This window comes from Streptomyces sp. NPDC053079, assembly GCF_044546695.1.
Classification (GTDB): Bacteria; Actinomycetota; Actinomycetes; order Streptomycetales; family Streptomycetaceae; genus Streptomyces.
Map to the genome: position 1 here is coordinate 350,956 of NZ_JBITZJ010000009.1, position 22,743 is coordinate 373,698.

The following is a 22,743-nucleotide window of genomic DNA, read 5'->3' on the forward strand; positions in this document are numbered from 1 at the left end:
CGCCTGAGTGGACTCGCAGCTGGAGGTTCAGACCGACTATGCAATTTCGAGCAGCACCGTGCCCGTTGCAGGGTCGACCACCGCAGCAACCGTGGTCGTGAAGAAGAAGTCGATCGCCCCACCGTCGACGTCCGGGCTGATGTTGGTCGTCACATGGGCGTACTCATCCCCCAAGTCATAGCCCCAGGCGATGTTGAAGACCGTCAGCTTCATGCCGTCGCGCAACACAACCTCGGTGGCCACGCCGTCGCGGTCCTGGAGTAGCTGAAGAATCGCATCGTCCTTGGGCGGCGGCTGTTCTGGAGTCACCAATCCAGTATGTCACCCCGCTTGGTCACTGATCGAAGAGACGCGACCTAGGCGTTTCTTGAGCTCTACCAAGACCGTCGAACAGCGTTGGAATGCAGAACTGCGCCTCGACTCGGAGGTAAACACCTGTCCGGCGACGGTGACGTCAGGAGAGACCAGGAAACAACCCAATGAGGCCCGTTGAACGTTTTCTCATGTGCCCGTTATCCATCCCACACCACCTCGACCCGAGGCGGCGACGGCTCCTCGCCCAGCTGGGGCGGGAGCCCTGAGCCGACCGGCCCGTCAGCCGCCGTTCCCGCCGCGCGCCGTGCGGAACTCCTCCGTGAACGCCGCGCAGAACGCCTCGAGATCGTCCGGCTTGCGGCTGGTGATCAGCGTATTGGGGCCGGACGTGCACACCTTGACCTGCTCGTCCACCCACGAGCCGCCCGCGTTCTGGATATCGGTCCGCAGGCTCGGCCACGACGTCACCGTACGGCCGCGCAGCACGTCGGCCTCCACCAGCGTCCACGGCGCGTGACAGATCGCCGCGACCGGCTTGCCCGCACCGAAGAACTCCCGCACGAAGGCCACGGCCCGCTGGTCCATGCGCAGGAAATCGGGGTTGGCCACCCCGCCCGGCAGCACCAGCGCGTCGTACTCCGACACCCCCACCTCGCCCACCACCTTGTCGACGGGGAACGTGTCGCCCTTGTCGAGATGATGGAACGCCTGGACCTTCCCGGGCTTCGTCGACACCAACTGCGGCGTGTCGCCGGCCTCCTCGACCGCCTTCCAGGGAGTGGTCAGCTCGATCTGCTCGACGCCCTGGGGCGCCACGAGGAACGCGACCTTCACGATGTCTTCCTTTCCACGAACTCTTGGTCTGTGCGGTTCTTCCGGCGCCGCCGGGAGGCGCGCACGCAGCGCACGAACTCCTCGGCGTACGGCAGCGCCACGCACGCCGCCACCCCCAGCCCGATGCCGGCCAGGTAGCCGCGCGGCAGCGGCCGGCGGCGCGGCACCAGCCGCCACGCGCGAGGGTCGCCCCGGCCGCCGCGCAGCAGGGAGCGGACCTGCCCGGGGTGGAGGCACATCAGCGAGGCCAGGGCGGCGAAGGGCAGCGTCTCCAGGAAGCTGTGGATGTGCTGCTCGACCGGCTTGACCTCGCGGTCGCTGCGCACGGCCGTGCGCACGTCCCACAGGGCGGTGGCCTCGTGCGCGGCCGTCGCGCCCAGCTGCACCGTCATCAGCAGCGGATTGACCTCGCACAGCAGGGTCAGCGCCAGGGGCACGCCGACCTCGGCCATCATCAGGGAGTGGATGGCCGACTCCTTCGTCCCCGAGGTGTCCTCGATGCGGGTGCGCCGGTGCATGGCCCAGTCGGCGACTCCGGGCACGAACCAGCCGGGCAGCAGGCCGTACATCAGGTAGCGGGTGGTGGCGTCCTCGACGTCGGTCATGCGGTCCGGTCTCCTTCTTCATGCGCGGGCGGGTGCGGTCGCTTCACAGGACGCGGTGGGCCATCGCCTCCTTGTGCCGGAAGCGCATCCCGTGCCCCGGCTTTCCGTCCGCGCCCGGCCGTACCGTGCCGCCGGACGGGTCCAGGGCGCCCGCGAAGAAGGCCGCCTCGATGCGCGCGTGGTCGTGGAACCACTCGATGTGCCGCAGGTTCGGCACGCAGGCCGCGACGTGGGCGTGCACATGGGGTGCGCGGTGCCCGGAGATCTCCAGCCCGCCGGCCTGGGCGACGGCGGCGGCCCGCAGCCATCCGGTGAGGCCGCCGCAGCGGGTGGCGTCCGCCTGCAGGCAGTCGACGACGGGGGCCATGCGGGCGAAGTAGGGCAGGTCGTAGCCGTACTCGCCGGCCGCGATGTCGCAGGCGCACAGGTCGCGGACCAGCCGCAGCCCCTCAGGGTCGTCGGAGGAGACGGGTTCCTCGAACCAGCCCACGCCCAGCTCGGCCAGCGCCTGCCCGACCCGCACCGCCTGCTTGCGGGTGTACGCGCCGCCCGCGTCCACGTACAGGGCGGTGTCCGGGCCGATGGTCTCGCGGGCGTGGCGCACCCGGTCGAGGTCGCGGGGGACGTCCCGGCCCCAGGAACCACCGATCTTGATCTTGACGCGGTCGATGCCGTGCCCGTGCACCCAGCTGTTCAACTGGGCCGCCAGATGCGTGTCGTGGTACGTCGTGAAGCCGCCGGAGCCGTACAGCGGCACGGTCTCGGCGACCGCCCCGATCAGATGGACCAGCGGCACCTGGAGCAGATGGGCCTTGAGGTCCCACAGGGCGATGTCCACCGCCGAGAGGGCGCACCCCACCAGCCCCTGCCGGCCCGCGTCGCGCACCGCCCGGCACATCGCCTCGTTCGCGCCCGCCACGTCCATGGCGTCGCGCCCGACGACGTGCCCGGCCAGCAGGGAGGTGACGGCCGTGCCCGCGTCGGCGGGCCCGTACGTCCAGCCCAGGCCGCTGCGCCCGCCGCAGTGGGCCTCGACCACGACCACGGTGGTGGCGTCCCAGCTCAGGGTGGCGTCGGCCTCCGGCGCGTCGGTGGGGATGGTGTAGGCCGACACCTCGAGCGCCTCGACCGTCCGGTCGCCCGTCACGGCTCGCGCTCCTGCCCGGCGGCGGACTTCTTCCGGCCGGGCAGGAACTCCTGCATCTTGGCCTTGATGCCCTGCCGCAGCATGCCCTTGCGGTCCGCGTCGCCCTTGAGGATCGCCGCGGCCGTGGCCTCGATCTGATCCCAGTCCGCGTGCGGCGGGATCGGCGGCACCGCCGGGTCGGTCACGAACTCCACCACGGCCGGCCCCTTCGCGGCCAGCGCCTGGCGCCAGGCGTCCTCGACCTCCTCCGGTTTCTCCACCCGGATCCCGGTCAGGCCCAGCAGCCGCCCGAAGGCCGCGTAGGAGACGTCGGGGAGCTCCTGCGAGGGCAGGAACTGCGGGGAGCCGCCCATCGCGCGCAGCTCCCACGTCACCTGGTTGAGGTCCCGGTTGTTCCACACCCCGACCACCAGCCGCGGATCCTCCCACTGGTGCTGGTACTTGGCCGCCGTGATCAGCTCGGCCATGCCGTTCATCTGCATCGCGCCGTCCCCCACCAGCGCCACCACCGGCCGGTTGGGGTGCGCGAACTTCGCCCCGATCGCGTACGGCACCCCGCAGCCCATCGTGGCGAGCGTCCCCGACAGCGAGCCGCGCATGGTGCCGCGCATCGTGATGTGCCGCGCGTACCAGTTGGCGACCGAACCGGAGTCGGACGTGAGGATCGCGTCGTCGGGCAGCAGCGGCGACAGCGCCCGCGCCACGTGCTCGGGGTTCACCGGATCGGCGCTCACCGCGGCCCGCCGCGCCATCACCTCCTTCCACCGCCCCACATCGGCGATCACCCGGCTCTGCCAGCCGCGCTCGTCCTTGTGCTCCAGCATCGGGATCAGCCGCAGCAAGGTGGCGCGCGCGTCGCCGATGAGGTTGACCTCGTACGGATAGCGCAGGCCGGCCAGGTGCGGATCGAGCTCGATCTGCACCGCCCGCGCCCTGCCGAACTCCGGCAGGAACTGCGAGTACGGGAAGTTGGAGCCGATCGTCAGCAGCGTGTCGCAGTCCCGCATCAGCTCGTACGAGGGCCGGGTGCCCAGCAGCCCGATGGAACCGGTGACGTACGGCAGCTCGTCGCTGAGCACGTCCAGGCCCAGCAGCGCCTTCGCCACGCCCGCACCCAGGATCTCGGCGACCTGCTCCACCTCGCCCCGGGCCCCCGCCGCACCCTGCCCGGCCAGGATCGCCACCTTCTCGCCGGCGTTGAGGATCTCCGCCGCCCGGGCCAGCGAATCCTGCGAGGGCACCGCCTGCCAGCCGCTGCGGTCCAGGCTGGAGGGCACCATCTTGAAGGCGTGCGTGGGCGGCGAGTACTCCAGCTCCTGCACGTCGCCGTGGACGATGACGGCGGTCGGCGCGCGACGCGCGTAGGCGGTGCGGATCGCCCGGTCGAGCACGTTCGGCAGCTGCTCGGGCACCGTGACCGTCTCCACGAAGTCGGAGGCCACGTCCTTGAAGAGCGTATGCAGATCGACCTCCTGCTGGTACGCGCCCCCCATCGCCGACCGGGCCGTCTGGCCCACGATCGCCAGCACCGGCACATGGTCGAGCTTGGCGTCGTACAGGCCGTTGAGGAGATGGATCGCGCCCGGCCCGGACGTCGCGACGCACACCCCCAGCCGCCCGCTGAACTTGGCGTAGCCCACGGCCTCGAACGCCGACATCTCCTCGTGCCGCGACTGGATGAACCGCGGCTGGTCCCCGGCCCGCTCCCAGGCCGCCAGCAACCCGTTGATGCCGTCGCCCGGATACCCGAAGACCCGCTCGACGCCCCACTCGCGCAACCGCGCCAGGATGTGGTCGGACACCTGCTCACTCATGCCGTCTTCTCCACCTCGTCACTCATGTCGCGGGCGGCCTCACTGGACGAGCTGCGGCAGCACCTTGGTGCGGTAGAAGTCGAAGAAGCCCCGCTGGCCGGGACCGATCTGATTGACGTGCACCCGGTCGAAGCCGGCCTCGGCGTACGCGCGCAGCGCGCCGACGTGGGCGTCGACGTCGTCCCCGCACGTCACGCTCGCCGCCACCCGCTCCCGCGGCACCAGCTCGGCCGCCTGCTCGAAGTGGGCGGGCGTGGGCAGCACCTGGTTGAGCTCGCCGGGCAGCTGCTCCACCGCCCACAGCCGGTGGGCGAGCTCCAGCGCCTCCTCGCGGTCCGGGCCCCAGCACACCTTCACCCCGCCCAGGACGGGCTTCTGCCCGCCGCCGCCCCGCCGGAAGCGCTCCACCGCCTCCGCGTCCGGCGCCATCGTCACCAGGCCGTCGCCGATCCGGGCCGCCAGCTCGGTCGCCGCCGGGCCGAACGCGGAGACGTCGATGGGCACCGGCGCGTCGGGCAGGGTGTACAGGCGGGCGTTCTCGACTGTGTAGTGCTTGCCGTGGTGGCTGACCTCGCCGCCCCCGAAGAGCAGCCGCATCACCTGAACGGCCTCCTCCAGCATCTCCAGGCGCACCGCCGCCTGCGGCCACCGGTCGCCGAGGATGTGCTCGTTGAGGGCCTCCCCGCTGCCGACCCCCAGCCGGAACCGGCCGTCGAGCAGCACCGCGCTGGTGGCCGCCGCCTGCGCCGTGACCACGGGGTTCAGCCGCATGGTCGGGCAGGTCACCGCGGTCTCCACCGGCAGCGACGTGGCCTGGGAGACGGCCCCGATCACCGACCACACCAGAGGGCTCTGCCCCTGCTCACCGGTCCACGGATGGAAGTGATCGGAGATCCACAGCGAGGTGAAGCCCGCCTGCTCGGCCATCCGGGCCTGATCGACGAGGGCATCGGGGGAGTGCTCCTCGCAGGACAGGAAGTAGCCGTAGCCGGTCATCGGGGGACACCTCCTGTGGCCGCGCGGCGTGCGGGGCGTGCGTCGGGACGGGTAACCCCCGGCCGTCGCGATGAAACCTCCCCCCTTCGCGGCGGCACGGGGTGTGGCAACGCCCGCAGCGGGTGAATACCGTAAAGGTGGCGCATCATATTTAACCCGTTTTAACCCGTCACTTTCCCCATGGTCGGCAGTTAGGTCGAAGTGAAAGTACGCCGGTCACACCCGTACCGGCGCGCCGACTGGAGGGGAATCCTGTGAGCATCGTTCAGCGGATCGCTGCCACCGCCACGCTGGTCATCACCACGCTCGGGGTGGGCTGCGGAACCGCCTCGGCCGCCGCCGGCGGCCAGGACGACGGCGTCACGAACGTCTACTGCAACAACCCGTACAACGCGAGCCTGGTCGACGCCTCCGGCGGGACCGCGGTCGTCAAGCAGGCCCAGGACCTCCTGGGCGTCGGCGTCGGAGGCGACGGGACGGGCGGAACCGGCGCCGGGGGCAGCGGGTCGGGCGGCAACGCCTCCAGTGGAGACGCCAGCGGCGGTGGCGCCGGGGCCGGCGGTGGCGGCAGCGTCTTCGGCGGGGGCAGCCCGGACGCCGAAGGCGGCAACGGCACCAGCGGTCCCGCCGCCGGCGGACCCGGTGCGGGCGGCGTCGGCGCCGGAGGCCCAGGCAGCGGCGGCTCCGGCGCGAGCAGCGGAGCCCAGCACCAGGGAGCCACCGCCAACGGCGGCAAGGGCGGCAGCGCGGACCTCTCCAACGTCCAGCAAGCCAACCACAACCGCTGCGGACAGAGCACGGACGCCGATGTCAGCACCACGGTCGACAAGAGCACCGCGATCGACAACAGCACGTCCGTCGACAAGTCGGTCAGGTCGAGCAAGGTGCGGGTCGACCGCGGCAGCCGTCCGGGGCGGCACTGAACACGGCTGACGGGCCGATAGCAAGCCCGCGGGGTCTTCCGCTGCCACGAACGCGGCGGAAGACCCCGTAGCCGTGCGCCCCCGCGAGCGGGGAGCACACCGGCGTCACCGGTCGGTGCGGCGCCCGCGCCCCGGACCGTTCCCGAGCAGCGCCGCCGCGATCACGGCCGTCACCACCAGCAGCCCGGCGACCCCCCACAGCGCCGTCGAGAACCCGTGCACCGCCGCCTCGGCGCGGGCGGCAGCCCCGCTCCCACGGCCCCCGTGCCCGGCGAGCCACTCGGCGGCGGCACCGGCCGCGACCGTGTTGAGGACGGACGTCCCCACCGCGCCGCCCACCTGCTGCGCCGTGCTGACCATCGCCGACGTCACCCCGGCGTCGCGCGGGTCGACACCCGCCGTGGCGGTGGCCATGACCGTCATCATCGTGGCCCCCATGCCCATGCCCGTCAGGATCAGGCCCGGCAGTACCCGGGTGGTGTACGAGGCCTCGGTACCGGCCTGGGCCAGGACGACCATCCCGGCCGCGGCCACCAGCAGCCCCGGCACCACGACCAGACGCGGCGCCACGACCCCCGCCAGCCGGGCCCCTATCTGCGTGGAGCTCGTGATCATCGACGCGGTCAGCGGCAGGAAGGCCAGGCCGGTGCGGACGGCGGAGTATCCGAGGATCACCTGAAGGTAGTAGGTCATGAAGAGGAACAGGCCGAACATCGCCACCGGTGCCAGACCCGCCGTCAGGAACGCCCCCGCCCGCCGCCGGTCGCGCACCACGCGCAGCGGCAGCAGCGGGTGGGCCGTGCGGGACTGCCACAGGACGAAGAGGGCCAGCAGGACGGCGCCGCCGGCCGGCAGGCCCAGCACCAGGGGGTCGTCCCAGCCCCGGGACTCGGCCTCGCCGAAGCCGTAGACGATGGCGGCCAGCCCCGCGGTGCCGAGGACGGCGCCCGTCACGTCCAGGCGGCCGCCGGTGCGCTCGCCCGGGTCGTGCAGCAGCGGCACCGCGCCGACGAGCACGAGCACCTCCACGGGCACGGCGATGTACATGCACCAGCGCCAGTCGAGGTACTCGGTGACGATGCCGCCGACCAGCAGGCCGAGCGCCGCCCCCGCCCCGGCGATGGCGCCGAAGATGCCGAACGCCCGGGCGCGCTCCCGGGGATCGGTGAACGTCGTCGTCAGCAGCGACATCGCGGCGGGAACGAGCAGCGCCGCGAAGGCCCCCTGCAGGGCGCGCCCGGCGAACAGCATGCCGGCCCCGTTCGCGGCGCCCGCGACGGCGGAGGCGATCCCGAACCCGGCCACCCCGGTGAGGAAGACCCGCTTGCGACCCACCAGGTCGGCGATCCGACCGCCCAGGAGCAACAGTCCGCCGAAGGCGAGGGCGTAGGAGGTGATGACCCACTGCCGGGCCCCGTCGCCGATGCCCAGGTCGGCCTGGGCCGACGGCAGGGCGATGTTCACGACCGTGCCGTCGAGCAGGACGATCAGCTGGGAGAGACCGAGTACGGCCAGGCCCCACCAGCGGCGTGAGCCGGCCGTGGCCCCGCCTTCGCGGGCGGCCGCGGCTCGGATCGGGCGGACCGCTCTGGTCGCGGTGGTCTGCGTCATCGTTGAAGTCCCTACTGTGCGTTCGCGTCTCACCGAGCACGGTAGGAGCTCAAGTTGACTTGAGGTCAAGCGATCGGGGGTGCCCACGACGAGCGCACGGAACGCGAAGCGCGGGTGACGGGGGAGCGGACGGCGTGCGAACGAGGGCCGGTTTGCCGTGCAACCAACGGGCCCTCTGAACGGTCATACCGGGCATGACAAGAGCCGCAAGCAAGGCGATCCCGCGCCGACTCGGCGCCCTGCTGGGGGCGGCCGCCCTGGCCGCTCCCCTGACCGTGGCGCTGGGCACCACCGCCCACGCCGCACCGTCCGCGTGCACCGCCGGGACCGGCCCGTACCAGGCGAAGGCGGAGCGCTTCCTGGGCAGGACCGTCGACGGCAAGCAGTCGGCCGCCGACTGCCGGGCGATACGCGACTTCCAGCTGGGCCACGGCATCACCCCGGCCATCGGCTACGCCGGCCCCGTGACCTGGGCCGTGATGGACCTCGTCAGCCGGCAGCGGGCGGCCGGCGACAACCCCAACGCCGCCGGGAAGTGCCCCACGAACAAGGGGCGCATCGCCTGCGTGGACCTCTCCCGGCAGCTGTCGTGGATTCAGGACGGCAAGCGGCTGACGTTCGGCCCGGTCCCCATCCGCTCCGGCCGTGACGGCTACGAGACGCGCACCGGCCTCAAGCGCGTCTACTGGCGGAGCATCGACCACTGGTCGACCCTCTACAACGTCCGCATGCCCTACAGCCAGTTCTTCGACGGCGGGCAGGCGTTCCACGCCATCGACGGCAGTGTCTGGTCGGCGCCCGGCTCCCACGGCTGCGTCAACATGCGGCGCGCCGACGCCAAGTCGTACTGGTCGCTGCTGAAGAACGGCGACGACGTGTACGTCTACGGGAACAAGCCCGGCACCTGAGGCCGCCCCCCGGGGCCCCGGGCTCGGTTTCGGGGCGGCGCCGGACGGCAGATACGGTGGGTCTCCGGGCGGACAGGCCGTCCGTCCCCTGTCGGACGCCTGTCAGGAGGCACTTCCTTGCCATTACCGCAACTCAGGCTGGACGAGCTGCTGGAGGAGCTCCAGGCGCGCATCGACGCCGCGCGCGGCACCCGGGACCGCGTGCACAGCCTGCTCGAAGCCGTGCTCTCGGTCGGGCGTGAGCTGGACCTGGAGCACGTGCTGCGGCGCATCGTCGAGGCGGCGGTGACGCTGGTGGACGCCCGGTACGGCGCGCTGGGCGTGATCGGGCCCGACGGACGGACGCTATCGCAGTTCCTCACCGTGGGGCTGACGCCCGAACAGATCGAGGCCATCGGACCGTACCCGTCCGGCCACGGCATCCTCGGCGAGCTGATCCGCCACCCCGAACCCCTGCGGCTGTCGAGCATCTCCGGGCACCGGGCGTCGTACGGCTTTCCCCCCGGCCACCCGCCGATGCACAGCTTCGTGGGCGTACCCATCCGCGTCCGCGACCAGGTCTTCGGCAATCTGTACCTGGCCGAGAAGCACGGGGGCGTGGACTTCGAGGACGAGGACGAGGCGGTGCTCTCCACGCTCGCCGTCGCCGCCGGCGTCGCCATCGACAACGCCCGCCTGTACGAGGAGTCCACGCGCCGCGAGCGCTGGCTGAGGGCGAGCGCCGAGGTGACCACGAGCCTGATGTCCGGCAGCCACCCGGCGGATGTCATCGGGCTGATCGCCGAGCTGGCCAAGGAGATCACCGGCGCCGACCTGGCCCTGGTCTCCCAGCCGGTGCCCGGCGAGGCCGCGCTGAGCGCCGAGGTCGCCGTCGGCGAGCGGGCGGCGGAGCTGCGGGGCCAGATGCTGCCGGTGGAGGGCACCCTCGCCGGGGCGGCCTACTCCGGGGGCGGGCCGGTCCTCAGCGCCGACATCGCCGCGGACCCCAGGAGCTCCGCGGCGCCGCTGCGCCCGGCGGGCCTCGGCCCGGCGGTGGCCGTGCCGGTGAAGTCCGGCGACGCGGTGCGCGCCGTGCTGCTGCTGGTGCGCGGCACCGGGCGGGCGCCGTTCACCGAGGAGGAGACCCGGCCGCTGGTCGCCTTCGCCGGCCAGGCGGCCCTGGCGATGGAGCTCGCCGAACGCCGCGCGGACGCCCAGCAGATCGCGCTCCTGGAGGACCGCGACCGCATCGCCCGCGATCTGCACGACCTGGCGATCCAGCGGCTCTTCGCCACGGGCATGACGCTGCAGAGCGCCGACCGTTTCATCGACCACGCCGAGGCCTCCGAACGCGTCCAGCGGGCGGTCGACGACTTGGACGAGACCATCAAGATCATCAGGTCGACGATCTTCGGGCTGCGCTCCCGGGAGACCGCCCCGCAGCACGGCCTGCGCACCCGGGTCGTCGAGACCGTCGGCGAGGCCGGCGCGCTGCTGGGCTTCGCACCGAGCCTGCGCATGGAGGGGCTGCTGGACACCCAGGTGCCCCGCGCGGTCGTCGACGACGTGGTGGCGGTGGTGGGGGAGGCGCTGGCCAACGTGGCCCGGCACGCCGGCGCCGGCTCCGCCGACGTCGCCGTGGTCAACGACGGCGCCCATCTGGTGCTGACCGTCACCGACGACGGCACCGGCATGCCGGCCGGCGGCGCGGGCCGCCGCAGCGGGCTGCGCAACCTCGCCGAGCGCGCTACGCGCCACGGCGGCCGGCTGCGGCTCAGCGAGCCGCCCGGCGGCGGTACGGCCCTGACGTGGCGGATCCCGCTGCCGTGACCCGGGCGGCGCCGGCCGGGCCCGGTCGGCGGCCTTCGCCGAGCCGCCCGTCACGGCACCGCCGGCCGGTCGCGCCCGACGCCGCCTGCGGCGCGCCACCGACTACGCCGTGCCGGCTCCCGCGCCCGGCGAGGCGGCCGCGGCGCGAGGACGCCCGGCGGCCTCGCCGTCCGGCGCGCGCAGCGCGAGGACGGCCATGTCGTCGTGGCCGTCACTGGGGCGGGCCCGCACCACCGCCCGCCCCAGCACCTCCAGCGGCCCGTCCGCGTGCGCCGCGGCGACGTCCGCCACGGCCCGCAGGGTCTCGCCCAGATCGCGGGCCGGGTGCTCGACCAGGCCGTCGGTGAACATCAGGACCGTGGCGCCCGCGGGCAGGTCGTGCCGGTGCTCGGCGCGGGCCAGGCACGGGTCGACCCCCAGCGGCAGGTCCGGCTCGCCCTCCAGATACCGTGCCCGCCCATCCGCCGTCACCATCAGCGGCGGAGGATGGCCGGCGCTGCTCCACCGCAGCGACCACCCCTGCCCGTTGCCGGCGGGCGCGATGCGGGCCAGGCACACCGTCGCCATCGTGGGCTCCGCGACGCCCGCCAGGGTGCGGTCCAGCCGGCTCAGCAGCTCACCGGGTGCCAGGTCCGCGTCGTAGGCCAGAGCCCGCAGCATGTTGCGGACCTGCGCCATGCCGGCGGCGGCCCGTACGTCGTGGCCGACGACGTCGCCCACGATCATCGCCCGTACGCCGCCGGGCAGCGCCAGGGCGTCGTACCAGTCGCCGCCCAGCAGCGCGGGCTCGGTGGCCGGCTGGTACAGCGACCAGGACGTGAAGGGCGCCAGATCCGGCAGGCTCGGCAGGAGCAGCCGCTGGAACTGCTCGGCGCCCGAGCGCAGCCGCTCGTACAGCCGGGCGTTCTCGATGGCGACACCGGCGGCGCTCGCCAGGGCGACCACGACGTCCTCGTCCTCGGCGTCGAAGGGCCGGCCGTCCCGGCGGTCCGTCAGATACAGATTGCCGTAGACGCGGCCGCGCACGGTGATGGCGACGCCCAGCAGCGAGCGCATCGGAGGATGCCCCGGCGGCAGGCCCGCGGCGAACGGATGCGCGGCGATGTCGTCCACCCTCAGCGGCCGGGGGTCGCTGATGAGCAGGCCCAGCAGCCCCCGGCCGTGCGGCAGCGCGACACCCGCCAGCCGCTCGGTCTCCTGCGCGTCCAGCCCTACGGGAATGAAATCGGACAGGCTCGAGCCGTCGGGGTCCAGAACCCCGAGCGCGCCGTAGCGGGCGCCGGCCAGCTCCATGGCGGTGACCACGATGCGGCGCAGCACGACGGGCAGGTCGAGCTTCCCGCTCACGTCGAGGACGGCGCCCAGCAGGGACCGCAACCGGTGCTCGGCGTCGGCGGCCCCGACCAGCCGCTCGGCCAGCCGGCCGACGTCGAGGCCCGCCCGCGGACCGGATCCGTCGCCTGGACGGCGCTCTCCCACGGGCCCCTCGTCTGCTTCGCTGCTCGCCACGATCAGAGACTAGCGACCGGGCACAGTGCGTCCTCGCACGTCAGGGCGTACGTGGCGGGTCAGCCCCCCGCACGGTGGGAGGCCCGGCCCGCCGGCTCGCGCCGGTCCTGGACAGCCCGGGCCGGCACCGGGGCGGCCCGGGCGACCTCGGTGGCTATCACGGCCGCCTGGATGCGCCGCTCGACGCCGAGCTTGGCCAGCATGCGGGAGATGTGGTTCTTGACCGTCTTCTCGGACAGGAAGAGCCGCTGGGCGATCTGACGGTTCGTGAGGCCGTCGCCGATCAGGGTGAGGACGTCCCGCTCACGGGGGGACAGCCCCGCCAGCCGCTCGTCCTGCGGCCCGCCGTCCTCCTCCTCGCCGCGCAGGCTGTTCATCAGCCGCGTGGTGGTGGCCGGATCGAGCATGGACTGGCCGGAGGCGACCGTACGGATCGCTGCGACCAGATCCGACCCCTTGATCTGTTTGAGCACATAGCCGGCGGCCCCGGCCATGATCGCGTCCAGCAGGGCATCGTCGTCGTCGAAGGAGGTGAGCATCAGACAGGCCAGCCCCGGCATGCGCGAACGCAGCTCCCGGCAGACCGAGATGCCGTCACCGTCCGGAAGCCGTACGTCCAGCACCGCCACATCGGGGCGCAGCGCCGGCCCGCGCGTCAGGGCGTGGTCGATGGTGCCGGCCTCGCCGACGACGTCGATGTCGCCCTCGCCGTCCAGAAGGTCGCGGATGCCCCGCCGGACGACCTCGTGGTCGTCCAGCAGGAACACCCGGATCGGCCGCTCATGGGAGAACGTCCTTGACTGCTCCACTGCCCCTACCGCTCCCTGTCGACGGTGCGCGCGCCGCCGCACGCTACCCCGATCATGATCCCTCAGGGCGCGCCGCACCATGGGCCGAACGGCCCCGGAGCGGCCTGGGGCCGCACGGCCCGCGCGCCTACGCGACCAGGACCGCCGCCCCGGTGACGCGCCCGCCCGCCAGGTCCGCCAGGGCCTCGTCCGCCCGGCTCATCGGATAGCGCCGCACCCGCACCACGGGGCGGTGCCGGGCCGCCTCCGCCAGATAGGCCCGCCCGTCGGCACGGGTGTTGGCGGTGACGCTGCGCAGGGTCCGCTCCTGGAACAGGTGCCGCCCGTACGTCAGCGCCGGGATGTCGGTGAGGTGGATGCCGGCCACCGCCAGCGTCCCGCCCCGGTCGAGCGCCGCCAGGGCCACGGGGACGAGGTCGCCGGCCGGGGCGAAGAGGATGGCCGCGTCCAGCAGCTCCGGCGGCGCCTCGCGGGCGTCGCCCGCGGAGGCGGCACCCAGCTCCAGGGCCAGCTCGCGCGCCGCGGCGCCCCGGGTCAGCACATGGACCGTCGCGCCCCGGGCGATCGCCAGCTGCGCGGTCAGATGGGCGGAGGCGCCGAAGCCGTAGACCCCGAGCCTGCCCCCGGACGGCAGCTCCGCGCGCTCCAGGGCCCGGTAGCCGATGATGCCCGCACACAGCAGCGGCGCCAGCTCCTCGTCCGGCGGCCCCTCCGGCAGGTGGTAGGCGAAGCGGGCGTCGACGACGGCGTGCCCGGCGTAACCGCCGTGGACGTCCCACCCGGTGTAGCGCGAGTACGGGCACAGGTTCTCCCGGCCGCCCCGGCAGTACCGGCACGTCCCGCACGTCCCCGCCAGCCACGCGGCCCCGACCCGGTCGCCGGGGGCGAAGTCCCGCACCGCCGACCCGGTGCGCAGGACCCGCCCGACGATCTCGTGCCCGGGGGTGCAGCGGGCCCGGTGCGGCGGCAGGTCACCCTCGGCGAGATGCAGGTCGGTGCGGCACACCCCGCAGGCCCGCACCTCCACCAGCAGCCCCGCCGGCCCCGGTTCCCCCGCCGCCCGCTCCACCCTGCGCAGCGGATGCCGCGCGGCCGGGGCGGGTCGCTCGACCACCCAGGCCGTGGTGAGCGGGGATCCGGCGGCCGCCTCGCGGTCGCGGCCGTGGCCCCCGGTCCCGGCGGTCATCGCGCTCACCTCCGTTCCCTCCCTCCACGGTGCGCCCGCGCCGCGGCGGGGACAACGCCCGGCCGGGGCGGCCCGGCGGTCGGAGATGAAAGCGCCGGGTGTGCCTGCGCCAGTGCCGTGGCGGGGGCAACGCGCGGCCGGGGGGTGGCCCGGCGGTCGGGGGGAGGGCCGGGTGTTTCCGCGCCCGCGCCGCGGCGGGGACAACGCCCGGCCGGGGCGGCCCGGCCCTCGGAGATGAAAGCGCCGGGTGTGCCTACGCCAGTGCCGTGGCGGGGGCAACGCGCGGCCGGGGGGTGGCCCGGCGGTCGGAGGGAGGGCCGGGTGTTTCCGCGCCCGCGCCGCGGCGGGAGCAACGCCCGGCCCGGGGCCCCGCGGCCGTGGGGAAGGGCCGGACGTCCCCGCGCCGTGCCCCGGCCGGCCCATCCGCCGACCGCCGCGCCCCGCCAGGCTGGGATCCGCCCGGACCGAAGGACACCCGTCCCGCGCCCCGTCCCCGCTCCGGGCGCCCCGCTGGGGCCCGCCGGAGCCGGACGGCCGACGGCCGGCCCCGGCGGCCCCGCCGCGGACCGACACTGGAAGCAGGACAGAGAAGGACCCCCGCACGGGAGGGAGGCGGCCGTCATGGAGACCGCACCCATCACCGCAGGACTGGACGGCTCCCCCGAGAGCCTGGCCGCGGCGCACTGGGCGGCGGCCGAGGCGGACCGCCGCGGCCTCGCGCTGCGCCTTCTCCACGCCTGGATCCTGCTGGTCCCCGAGCCGGAGGGGCTTCCCGTCGAGCGGGACCAGGACTACTGGGCGAAGCGCATCGTCCACGCCGCGCAGGCGGAGATCCACCAGCGCTTCCCCTCGCTGGCCCTCGTCGAGGAACTGGTCGCCGAGGACCCCGCCGAGGCCCTGCTGCGGGCCGCCGACGAATCGGCCATGGTCGTGCTCGGCTCGCGCGGCCTGGACCGCATCCAGAGCTTCTTCCTCGGCGACGTCGCGCTGCACGTCGCCGGGCGCGCCGGCCGGCCGGTGGTCCTCGTACGGGCCGGAACCGTACCGCGGCACGGCACCGTGGTCCTCGGCGCCGGCCTCCACCGCCCCAGCGACGAGGTGTTCGCCTTCGCGTTCGACGCCGCGGCCTCGCGCGGTGTGCCCCTGCACGTGATCCACGGCCGGCCGCTGCCGGTACAGGCCTACGCCCCCTGGGGCGTGGACCCCGACGTGGCCGGGGACATCCAGCAGGGCGCGGAACAGGAACTGCGGGCGGCGCTGCGCCGGTGGTGCCAGACGTACCCGGACGTGCCGGTCACCGACACCGTCCGCCTGGAGAGCCCGGCCAGGGCGGTCGTCGACGCCGCACAGGACGCGGCCCTGCTGGTCGTCGGCCGCCGCAGGCACCGCCCCGCGCTGACCCCGCGCCTGAGCTCGGTGGCGCAGGCGGGCGTCCACCACGCCTCCTGCCCGGTGGCGGTGGTGCCGCACGACTGACCCTCACGGGCGCCGTCCGCCGTCCAGCGACAGGGTGAACCGCTCCGCGTACGCCGCCGACAGCTCCCGCAGGGCACGGCCGCAGTCGCCCGCGTAGGCGGGGCCGTGCATGAGGCCCATCGCGCGCGGCTCCAGGTCCGCGAGCCGGAGCATGGTGGGCGCCGTGGCGGCCGTCAGGCACGTCGCGCCGAAGACGTCCTCGGCGGCGAGCGCGGGGCCGACGATCTCCCGCTCGGTCAGGGCGGGCGCGTCGCCGATCGCCGTGAAGAGGTCGCCGCACAGGAGGGTGCCCGTCGTCTCCTCGTACAGCAGACCGGCGTCCCAGCCGTGCGGCATGTGCGGCGTCTCGACGCGGCGGACCCGCTTTCCCCCGAGGTCGATCACCTCACCGTCCCGCAAGGGGGTGGGCGGGCGGTCGGACAGGTCGTTCACCGACACCAGGCACCCCATCGCGCCGTGGGCGACCGTCGCCCGCGGCGCCGCCGCCACCCAGGAATTGAGCGCACCGCATTCGTCGGCCTCCACATGGCCGAAGGTGATCCAGCGCAGCCGCTCGACCGGAATCACCCGGCCCATGGCCTCCGACACCAGCGGGAAAAGCGCCCGGAGTCCGCAATGGAACAGCAGCGGTTCCTCGGCGTTTACCAGAAACTGATTGAACATGAAGTCCGCGTCGCTGATGAAGGTGGACAGCCGGTAGATGTCCGGCGCGATTTCCGTGACCCGGGTTTCCACCAGCCGCCGCCCTCACCGTGCTCCGCGTTCCTCCCGGTCACTGTGCCGGAATCCGTGTGCTGCGGGGTGGGCGACGCGCGCACAGGGGACCGCTTCGTCTGTTCGCGGGCGGGGACCCGCCCGCGAACAGACGAACGCCGGGCAGGGCCCGGATCAGCCCTCGGCGCCCTCCGCCGGCTTCTCCTCGCCTTCCGCGGCCGCCGCCTCGGCCTCGGCGCCCTCTTCGGCCTCCTCTTCCTCGGGCAGTTCCTCCGCCTGGGCGGCGACGACCTGCAGCACCGCGGCGTCCTCCTCCACGGCCAGCGAACTGCCGCGCGGCAGTGGGATGTCCCCGGCGCGAATGGTGTGACCGGCCTCCAGGCCCTCGATGGACACGGTGAACGACTCGGGGATGTGAGTCGCCTCGGCCTCCACGGGCAGGGCGTTGAGGATGTGCTCGAGCAGATTGCCGCCCGGCGCCAGCTCCCCCTCGGTGATGACCGGCACCTCGACGGTCACCTTCTCGCCCTTCTTCACGGCGAGGAAGTCGACGTGGACGAGGAAGCCCTTGAGCGGGTCGCGCTGCACGGCCTTGGGGATGACGAGCTCGCCCTTGCCCCCGATGTCCAGCCTGATCAGCACGTTCGGGGTCTTGAGGGCCATCATCAGCGCGTGGCCCTCGAGCGCCACGTGCTTCGGATCGGCGCCATGACCGTAGATGACGGCGGGGACCTTGTTCTCGCGGCGGGTGCGGCGGGCCGCGCCCTTGCCGAAGTCGGTACGCTTTTCGGCGCTCAGCTTTACCTCGGCCATGACGGCACTCCTCGTATGCAGACACTGTCCGGTGGCCGTCACCCGGGACCTGGCAGACCTCCTGGGGAGCGCGGCCGACAAAGGAAAGCCGCACCCCTGAAATACGGCCTCCCTCGCCGGGCAACTCCGCGAGTGTATCCAGCGATAGAAGCCCCGAAGCCCGCTGTTGAGCCATTCGGCCGAACCCTGAATTCATGAATGCCACCCGCGCGGTATGGGAGTTCCGCACTTGGGGGGCGTTTCACTTCGCCGCGCGCCCCCGATGTACGCCGGAGCGCGGGCGGCGGGCCGCACACCAGTCGGATGTTCACGCCGGGTGACTATCCGAATACGGGGTGAAATCATCGAGAGCGTGCCGTGCTCGCCCGGAGCGCCGCAGCGCCGGTGCGCCGCGAGGAAAGGGTGGCCCATGCCAGAAATCCGCCTCGAACCGCCGCCGGAACGCCCCGGATACGGCGAATTCCCCGCCGTCGTGGAACCCCCGATCCGGGACCTCCCCGAACCCGCCGCCGCGCCCGGCCCCGCCGAGCCCGTGCCCTGCGTGCGCACCACCCCGCCCTCCGGCACGCAGCTGCTGGACCGCGCCACCCCCGCGCTGCTCTCCGACGCGCGGGTCAGGGCCGCCCTCGACGGACACCGCTACGTCTTCCTCGGCGCGAGCCTGCTCGCCGACGACAAGGAGCGCACGACGCCCGCGATCCTCGTCCTGGTCTATGACTACACCGACGAACGCGCGCTGGAATTCACGCTGGAGGGCACCGAGGCCCTGTCCGTCACCGCCATGGCGGAGAGCGCCGCACAGCCCGCACTCTCCGACGCCGAGATCGAACGGGCCGTGGCCATCGCCCGCACCCACTCCGAGGTCGTGCGGCGCGCCCCGGCCGACGCGGTGCCCATGGTGCTGCTCACCAGCGACGTCCGCGAGGGCGACGAACACCACGGCCGCCGTCGCGCCTACGTGGGCTTCGGCCCCGCCGACCGGCGCCAGCCCCGGGTGCGGGTCGTGGTGGACCTCGGCGAGGAGCGGGTGCTGGGCGGGGGAGGTGAGGGCGATGAGTGAGGCGGGTCATGTCTCCTGGCCGGCCGACCGGCCGGTGTGGACCTTCGACTGGCGGCTCGCGGACGCCCCCGACGAAGAGGGCATCGTCATCCTCGCCGCCTCCTACCGCGGCCACCGCGTCTTCACCAAGGCCAGCCTGCCGTCGCTGCGCGTGCAGTACAACGGCCCCTGCGGCCCCTACAAGGACCCCCTCAACTACAACAACTCCCGGCCCACCAGCCGGTGCCCCCAGAACCGCGTCTGCGTCTACTCCTACGTCAGCGGCGGACAACGGGCCCTGAGCGTGGAGTCGTACCACACCATCAGCGCCTACCGCCTGACGCACCGATGGGTGTTCTGGGAGAACGGCGTGGTGATGCCCCGGCTCTTCAGCGCGGGCATCCAGTGCCCCTACGACCACCGCCACCACAGCTACTGGCGGCTGGACTTCGACATCGACGACGCCCAGAGCGACCTGCTGCTGGAGTACAACAGCTACACCCCCGACGAGGGCTGGGGCGCCGGCTGGCACCCGTTCCGCACCGAGACCAACCGGGTCAAGAACCCGCCCTCCCGGCGCAGCTGGGCCGTGCTCGACGTCAACAGCGGCCGCGGCTACCACCTCCTGCCGGGGCCCGACGACGGCACGGCGAACGCCTTCTCCTCCTCCGACCTGTGGCTGCTGCGCTACCGCGGCAGCGAGGACCGCTACGGCAGGCAGGGCAGCGCGGCCGACGACGGGCTCGGCGCCTATCTGAACGGGGAGAGCACCGACGGCCAGGACGTAGTCGTCTGGTACTGCGGTCACCTCTTCCACCGCGTCAGCGAGGGCGGCGACGACTGGCACAGCGTCGGCCCCGACCTCGTCCCCTTCGGCCCCTGGTGACGACACCGGTCCCGGTACGGCACCGCCGGCCGGGACCCACCGCGCGGCCGTCCCCTCAGCGGGCGTCCGGCCCGGGCCGCGGCGAGAGCGCGACGCGCAGGCCCTGCCACGGCAGCGGCTTGACCCGCCAGCCCCGCGCGTACGACGGCACCGCCCGGCCCTCGCCCAGCACCACCGCCACCGGCATCCGGCCCGCGGTCCGCAGTAGTTGCTCCGGCGTGATGCTGCCGTCGTGCCCGCTCGTCTGACGGGAGGAACAGCCGGCCCGGTAGGCGATCCGCACGGCCTCCTCCCCGCTGACGACGCACGGCGGACGCACGCCCTGCCGCCGCAGCTCGGCGATGACGCGGCCCACCGCGTCGCGGGTGTGAGCGCTGCGGGCGACCATCCTCTGGAGCACCGTGTACTGCACCGCGAAGTGCGCGAGCAGCGCCAGGGCGAGCGCGACGGCCCCGAGCGCCCGCATCCGCGCCTCGCCCGACCCCCGTGCCCTGCTCGCCGCGGCGGTCATACAGAGCCCGACGGGCAGCGCCAGCAGCGCGTATGCGGGGAGCAGGAAGCGGGGCGCGGCGTAGTCGAGCAGCATGTACGGCACCGCCAGGCACCCCGCCACCAGCACCGGCAGCGCCACCACGGTCAGGCGGCACACCCGGGCCGCCGCCACGAGCCCGCCTGCGGTGAGCACGGGCAGCGCGAACCACCAGGCGGCGGTGACCGGATGGCGCCACGGCACGTCGCAGGGGCGGCACAGCGACCGCCCCTCCAGGGCGCGCACATGGTCGTCCAGGGCGAGGTGGCCTCCCCAGCCGCCCTGGATCTCCTCGGCCCGGTGCAGGCGCGCGGCGAGCCCTCCGTAGCGGACATACGCCTCGATGACCCACTCCGCGCCGCCCAGGACCGTACCGGCCACGAGGGCGAGCAGCACGGCCGGCCGCCGCCAGGCCCGTACGCACAGCGCCGCGGCCGCCAGCGGCAGCACGAGCGCGAGGGCGTCGCCCGGCCGCATCAGCGCGGTGAACGCGACCGCCAGGAGCAGACCGGCGAGCGCGCGGCGGTCGCTTCCGTCGCGCACCGCCCGCAGGAAGCAGCCCGTGGCACACAGCGCCCCGTAGGCGACCCAGAGGTTGGGCATGGCCTGCGGCCCGTAGAACAAGGTGATCCACAGGCCGCTGAACAGCACCCCCGCCGCCACCAGCACCGGCAGCGGAAGCAGTCGCCGCCAGACCCACAGGGAGAGCAGCAGTCCGCAGCCCGAGAGCGCCGCCAGCCAGACGCGCAGCGCCGTGACGGAGGCCGTCAGTGCGGCGACGGGCGCCACGAGGAGGGTCACGCCCCGGGCGCGGGGCGCGCTGAAGAACGCGGCGGGAGTCCGCGGCCCCACCTGGCTGACGTATACGGTCTCGTCCCAGCCCAGGCCCGTGCCGGGGACGACGAGGACCAGCTGGGCGACGGCGTAGGCGGTGGCGACGGCGGCGAGCCACGGCAGGACCGGCGCGCCCGGCGCGCGGCCCACCCGCGCGGGACGCTCCGGGCCGGCCCGGACGGGGTCGAGGCGAGCTGACCTCATGGGGCCACGCTCCGGCCGCCGTGCCGCGCCCGCGACGCGGGAGCGGCAGTCGGCCGAGCGCCGTGACCCCAACGGGCGGCGCGGCGGCACCTCGGGCGGGGAAGGCCGCCGCGGCCCGGCCGGAGGGCCGGCAAAGCTTCGGGGCCGCTAGCGCAGCACGGCTTTCAGCAGGCCGTTGACCAGCCCGCTCAGGCCCGACACCACGCCGTTGAGGCTGTTCACCAGGCCGTTGACCAGGCCGGTGACCACGGAGAGGAGGCCGTCGCCGTCCCTGCCGTGGCCGTGCGCCCGCTCCTGTTCCTTCGCGAGCCGGGCCGTGGCCGCGACCGCGTCGGTCGTCGCCGTGGTGAGCGCGGCCAGGTCCGGCCGGGCGGCACCCGCCTGCCGCTCCATGCCGGCCCGGGCCCGGTCCAGCATCCCCAGGTTCTCCTCCAGCGCGGCGCACCGCCCGCCCGGTGCCCGGCTCTGCTCCCGCACCGCCTTGCACTCCGCCGCGGCGGCCTCGGCCGCCTCCTTGCCGATCACGTTGGCGTCGATGGCCCGCATCCCCTCGCCGGCCGCCTTGCGCAGCGCGGCGGGCGGGGGAGCCTGTGCGGGGACGGTGGTGCGCGACGTGTCCGACGCCGAGGACGGTGACGAGGCCGGGCGGGCCGTGGCGTCGTAGCCGACGGCGCCCAGCACGAGCGCACCGCACACGACGCCGGACACGAGAAAGCCGGTTCTTCGGGAGGCACCCATGGTCCAACTCCTTCGAGCGGGGAAAGGGATCTTCCCGATCACCTTGCGGCGGGTGCCCGGTGGCCGCAAATCGGGAGCGAACTGACCCATCGCCACATTCCGTTCCGGCACGCCCGGGCCGCTGCCCGGGGTGGCTCAGACCTCCAGCTCCGCTTCGATGCGCTTGAGCTGATGGCGCGCCATGGCCAGATTGGCCCGATTGCCGTCGAGGACCAGGTAGAGGAAGAGCCCGTTGCCGCCGCGGCCGGTCAGCAGCCGGATCAAGTGGTACTGCGTGCCCAGGGTGATGAGGATGTCCTCGATGGTGTCCTGGAGGTTGAGCATCTCCATGGCGCGCAGCTTGGCGCGTACGACATCCGTGTTGCCCGCGGCGGCGACGTTGAGGTCGAAGGACTGGGTTCCGCCGAGAGTGCCGAGGGCCATGCCGCTGCTGTAGTCGACGAGCGCCACGCCGATGGCCCCGTCGATCGAGCCCATCGCGTCCTTGAGTGCCATTTCGGTGTTCGCCATCAGGGATCCGCTTCCTGTTCCGTATCGGGAGGGGTGTGAAGTCGCTATCGCTATAGAGGTAAGTATCGTTTTGTCGCTATTTATTGGCGTCGGGGCGGCCCGCCGTCACGGCTGCCGCTGGCGCTCCAGCGTGCTCTCCGCCAGGGCGGCTATGCGCGTACCGGCCCTGCGGGCCTCGAGGTTCAGCCGGCCCACGTTGGCGTCGGCCGAGGCCAGCAGCGTCAGGACGCAGGAGCCCCCGGCGGCGTACGTGGCCACGTAGCCGAGTTCGCCGCTGACGATCAGTTCGCGGAAGCCTCCGTGGCCCACGGCGTTCGTCAGCCGCGCGCCGACTCCCAGGGCGGCGGCGGTCAGCGCGGCCACGCCGTCCGGCTCCATCTCGCTGACCAGATGCGCGATCACCAGCCCGTCGGTGCTCGCCACCAGCGCACCGGTCAGATGCGGTACCCGGACACGTAACCCCTGGAGCTCGGCGAGCACCTCGGGTGCGGCGGTCATCGACTGTCTCCTTCCGGCGAACTGCCTCAGCGCACG

The 22,743-nt window shown here is 73.6% G+C and carries 22 protein-coding genes; 6 read left to right on the top strand and 16 right to left on the bottom strand.

The features are described from left to right. Window positions 1-36: 36 nt before the first annotated feature. From ACIGXW_RS31465 to ACIGXW_RS31490, 6 genes are all read right to left on the bottom strand, one after another. Window positions 37-309: a hypothetical protein gene (locus tag ACIGXW_RS31465; protein WP_399576335.1), complete on the bottom strand. Its 273-nt coding sequence runs from the start codon at window positions 307-309 to the stop codon at window positions 37-39. A gap of 285 nt (window positions 310-594) precedes the next feature. Next, a complete protein-coding gene (locus tag ACIGXW_RS31470) occupies window positions 595-1,149 on the bottom strand; it encodes a type 1 glutamine amidotransferase domain-containing protein (protein WP_071963151.1) in 555 nt (184 codons plus the stop codon). Beyond that, window positions 1,146-1,754, bottom strand: coding sequence for a diguanylate cyclase (locus ACIGXW_RS31475; protein ID WP_071963150.1), 609 nt, complete (start codon window positions 1,752-1,754; stop codon window positions 1,146-1,148). The genes ACIGXW_RS31470 and ACIGXW_RS31475 overlap by 4 nt, the downstream gene beginning before the upstream one ends. Window positions 1,755-1,797: 43 nt before the next feature. After that, window positions 1,798-2,901, bottom strand: a complete 1,104-nt coding sequence (locus ACIGXW_RS31480; protein ID WP_399576337.1) for an enolase C-terminal domain-like protein — start codon at window positions 2,899-2,901, stop codon at window positions 1,798-1,800. Then, on the bottom strand, window positions 2,898-4,715 hold the full coding sequence (locus ACIGXW_RS31485; protein WP_399576339.1) for a thiamine pyrophosphate-requiring protein: 1,818 nt from the start codon (window positions 4,713-4,715) through the stop codon (window positions 2,898-2,900). The genes ACIGXW_RS31480 and ACIGXW_RS31485 overlap by 4 nt, the downstream gene beginning before the upstream one ends. A gap of 39 nt (window positions 4,716-4,754) precedes the next feature. Further along, window positions 4,755-5,711 carry an LLM class F420-dependent oxidoreductase gene (locus ACIGXW_RS31490; RefSeq protein ID WP_399576341.1) on the bottom strand — a complete coding sequence of 319 codons (957 nt, stop codon included), beginning with the start codon at window positions 5,709-5,711 and terminating at the stop codon, window positions 4,755-4,757. Window positions 5,712-5,965: 254 nt separating this feature from the next. On the opposite strand from ACIGXW_RS31490, the gene ACIGXW_RS31495 reads away from it, so the two are divergent. Further along, window positions 5,966-6,634 (top strand): hypothetical protein, encoded by a 669-nt coding sequence (locus tag ACIGXW_RS31495; protein WP_071963146.1) that lies wholly within the window; start codon window positions 5,966-5,968, stop codon window positions 6,632-6,634. Window positions 6,635-6,739: 105 nt separating this feature from the next. Here the strand turns inward: ACIGXW_RS31495 and ACIGXW_RS31500 are convergent, their stop codons facing one another. Further along, entirely contained in the window at window positions 6,740-8,245 is a 1,506-nt protein-coding gene (locus ACIGXW_RS31500) for an MFS transporter (RefSeq protein ID WP_071963145.1), read from the bottom strand. 194 nt (window positions 8,246-8,439) lie between these two features. Between ACIGXW_RS31500 and ACIGXW_RS31505 the strand changes: the two genes are divergently transcribed. Both ACIGXW_RS31505 and ACIGXW_RS31510 read left to right on the top strand, forming a co-directional pair. Continuing rightward, window positions 8,440-9,153, top strand: coding sequence for a L,D-transpeptidase family protein (locus ACIGXW_RS31505; RefSeq protein WP_399576343.1), 714 nt, complete (start codon window positions 8,440-8,442; stop codon window positions 9,151-9,153). Between the two features lie 117 nt (window positions 9,154-9,270). Next, window positions 9,271-10,962, top strand: coding sequence for a GAF domain-containing protein (locus ACIGXW_RS31510; RefSeq protein WP_399576345.1), 1,692 nt, complete (start codon window positions 9,271-9,273; stop codon window positions 10,960-10,962). A 102-nt stretch (window positions 10,963-11,064) separates the two neighbouring features. Here ACIGXW_RS31510 and ACIGXW_RS31515 read toward each other — a convergent pair whose 3' ends face one another. The 3 genes from ACIGXW_RS31515 to ACIGXW_RS31525 all read right to left on the bottom strand — a co-directional run bounded on the left by ACIGXW_RS31515 (window position 11,065) and on the right by ACIGXW_RS31525 (window position 14,466). Continuing rightward, complete coding sequence (locus ACIGXW_RS31515) at window positions 11,065-12,471, bottom strand: PP2C family protein-serine/threonine phosphatase (protein WP_399576347.1); 1,407 nt, start codon at window positions 12,469-12,471, stop codon at window positions 11,065-11,067. 59 nt (window positions 12,472-12,530) lie between these two features. Then, window positions 12,531-13,280, bottom strand: a complete 750-nt coding sequence (locus ACIGXW_RS31520; protein ID WP_399576349.1) for a response regulator — start codon at window positions 13,278-13,280, stop codon at window positions 12,531-12,533. Window positions 13,281-13,407: 127 nt separating this feature from the next. Beyond that, window positions 13,408-14,466 (bottom strand): zinc-dependent alcohol dehydrogenase family protein, encoded by a 1,059-nt coding sequence (locus tag ACIGXW_RS31525; protein ID WP_399576351.1) that lies wholly within the window; start codon window positions 14,464-14,466, stop codon window positions 13,408-13,410. 621 nt (window positions 14,467-15,087) lie between these two features. Here ACIGXW_RS31525 and ACIGXW_RS31530 point away from each other — a divergent pair. Further along, entirely contained in the window at window positions 15,088-15,942 is an 855-nt protein-coding gene (locus ACIGXW_RS31530; protein ID WP_071963137.1) for a universal stress protein, read from the top strand. A gap of 3 nt (window positions 15,943-15,945) precedes the next feature. Here the strand turns inward: ACIGXW_RS31530 and ACIGXW_RS31535 are convergent, their stop codons facing one another. Beyond that, window positions 15,946-16,677, bottom strand: coding sequence for an MBL fold metallo-hydrolase (locus ACIGXW_RS31535; RefSeq protein WP_399576353.1), 732 nt, complete (start codon window positions 16,675-16,677; stop codon window positions 15,946-15,948). A 153-nt stretch (window positions 16,678-16,830) separates the two neighbouring features. Next, window positions 16,831-17,469: a 50S ribosomal protein L25/general stress protein Ctc gene (locus ACIGXW_RS31540; RefSeq protein ID WP_071963135.1), complete on the bottom strand. Its 639-nt coding sequence runs from the start codon at window positions 17,467-17,469 to the stop codon at window positions 16,831-16,833. 409 nt (window positions 17,470-17,878) lie between these two features. Here ACIGXW_RS31540 and ACIGXW_RS31545 point away from each other — a divergent pair, with 409 nt between their 5' ends. Beyond that, window positions 17,879-18,529, top strand: coding sequence for a hypothetical protein (locus ACIGXW_RS31545; protein ID WP_399576355.1), 651 nt, complete (start codon window positions 17,879-17,881; stop codon window positions 18,527-18,529). Continuing rightward, window positions 18,522-19,394 carry a hypothetical protein gene (locus ACIGXW_RS31550; RefSeq protein ID WP_071963133.1) on the top strand — a complete coding sequence of 291 codons (873 nt, stop codon included), beginning with the start codon at window positions 18,522-18,524 and terminating at the stop codon, window positions 19,392-19,394. The genes ACIGXW_RS31545 and ACIGXW_RS31550 overlap by 8 nt, the downstream gene beginning before the upstream one ends. 55 nt (window positions 19,395-19,449) lie before the next feature. Here ACIGXW_RS31550 and ACIGXW_RS31555 read toward each other — a convergent pair whose 3' ends face one another. The 4 genes from ACIGXW_RS31555 to ACIGXW_RS31570 form a co-directional block, all read right to left on the bottom strand. Further along, on the bottom strand, window positions 19,450-20,961 hold the full coding sequence (locus ACIGXW_RS31555; RefSeq protein ID WP_399576357.1) for a hypothetical protein: 1,512 nt from the start codon (window positions 20,959-20,961) through the stop codon (window positions 19,450-19,452). A gap of 147 nt (window positions 20,962-21,108) precedes the next feature. Continuing rightward, window positions 21,109-21,699 (bottom strand): hypothetical protein, encoded by a 591-nt coding sequence (locus ACIGXW_RS31560; protein WP_399576359.1) that lies wholly within the window; start codon window positions 21,697-21,699, stop codon window positions 21,109-21,111. Window positions 21,700-21,834: 135 nt separating this feature from the next. Continuing rightward, window positions 21,835-22,209: a hypothetical protein gene (locus tag ACIGXW_RS31565; protein ID WP_071963130.1), complete on the bottom strand. Its 375-nt coding sequence runs from the start codon at window positions 22,207-22,209 to the stop codon at window positions 21,835-21,837. Window positions 22,210-22,314: 105 nt separating this feature from the next. After that, complete coding sequence (locus ACIGXW_RS31570) at window positions 22,315-22,707, bottom strand: roadblock/LC7 domain-containing protein (RefSeq protein ID WP_399576361.1); 393 nt, start codon at window positions 22,705-22,707, stop codon at window positions 22,315-22,317. Window positions 22,708-22,743: the final 36 nt, after the last annotated feature.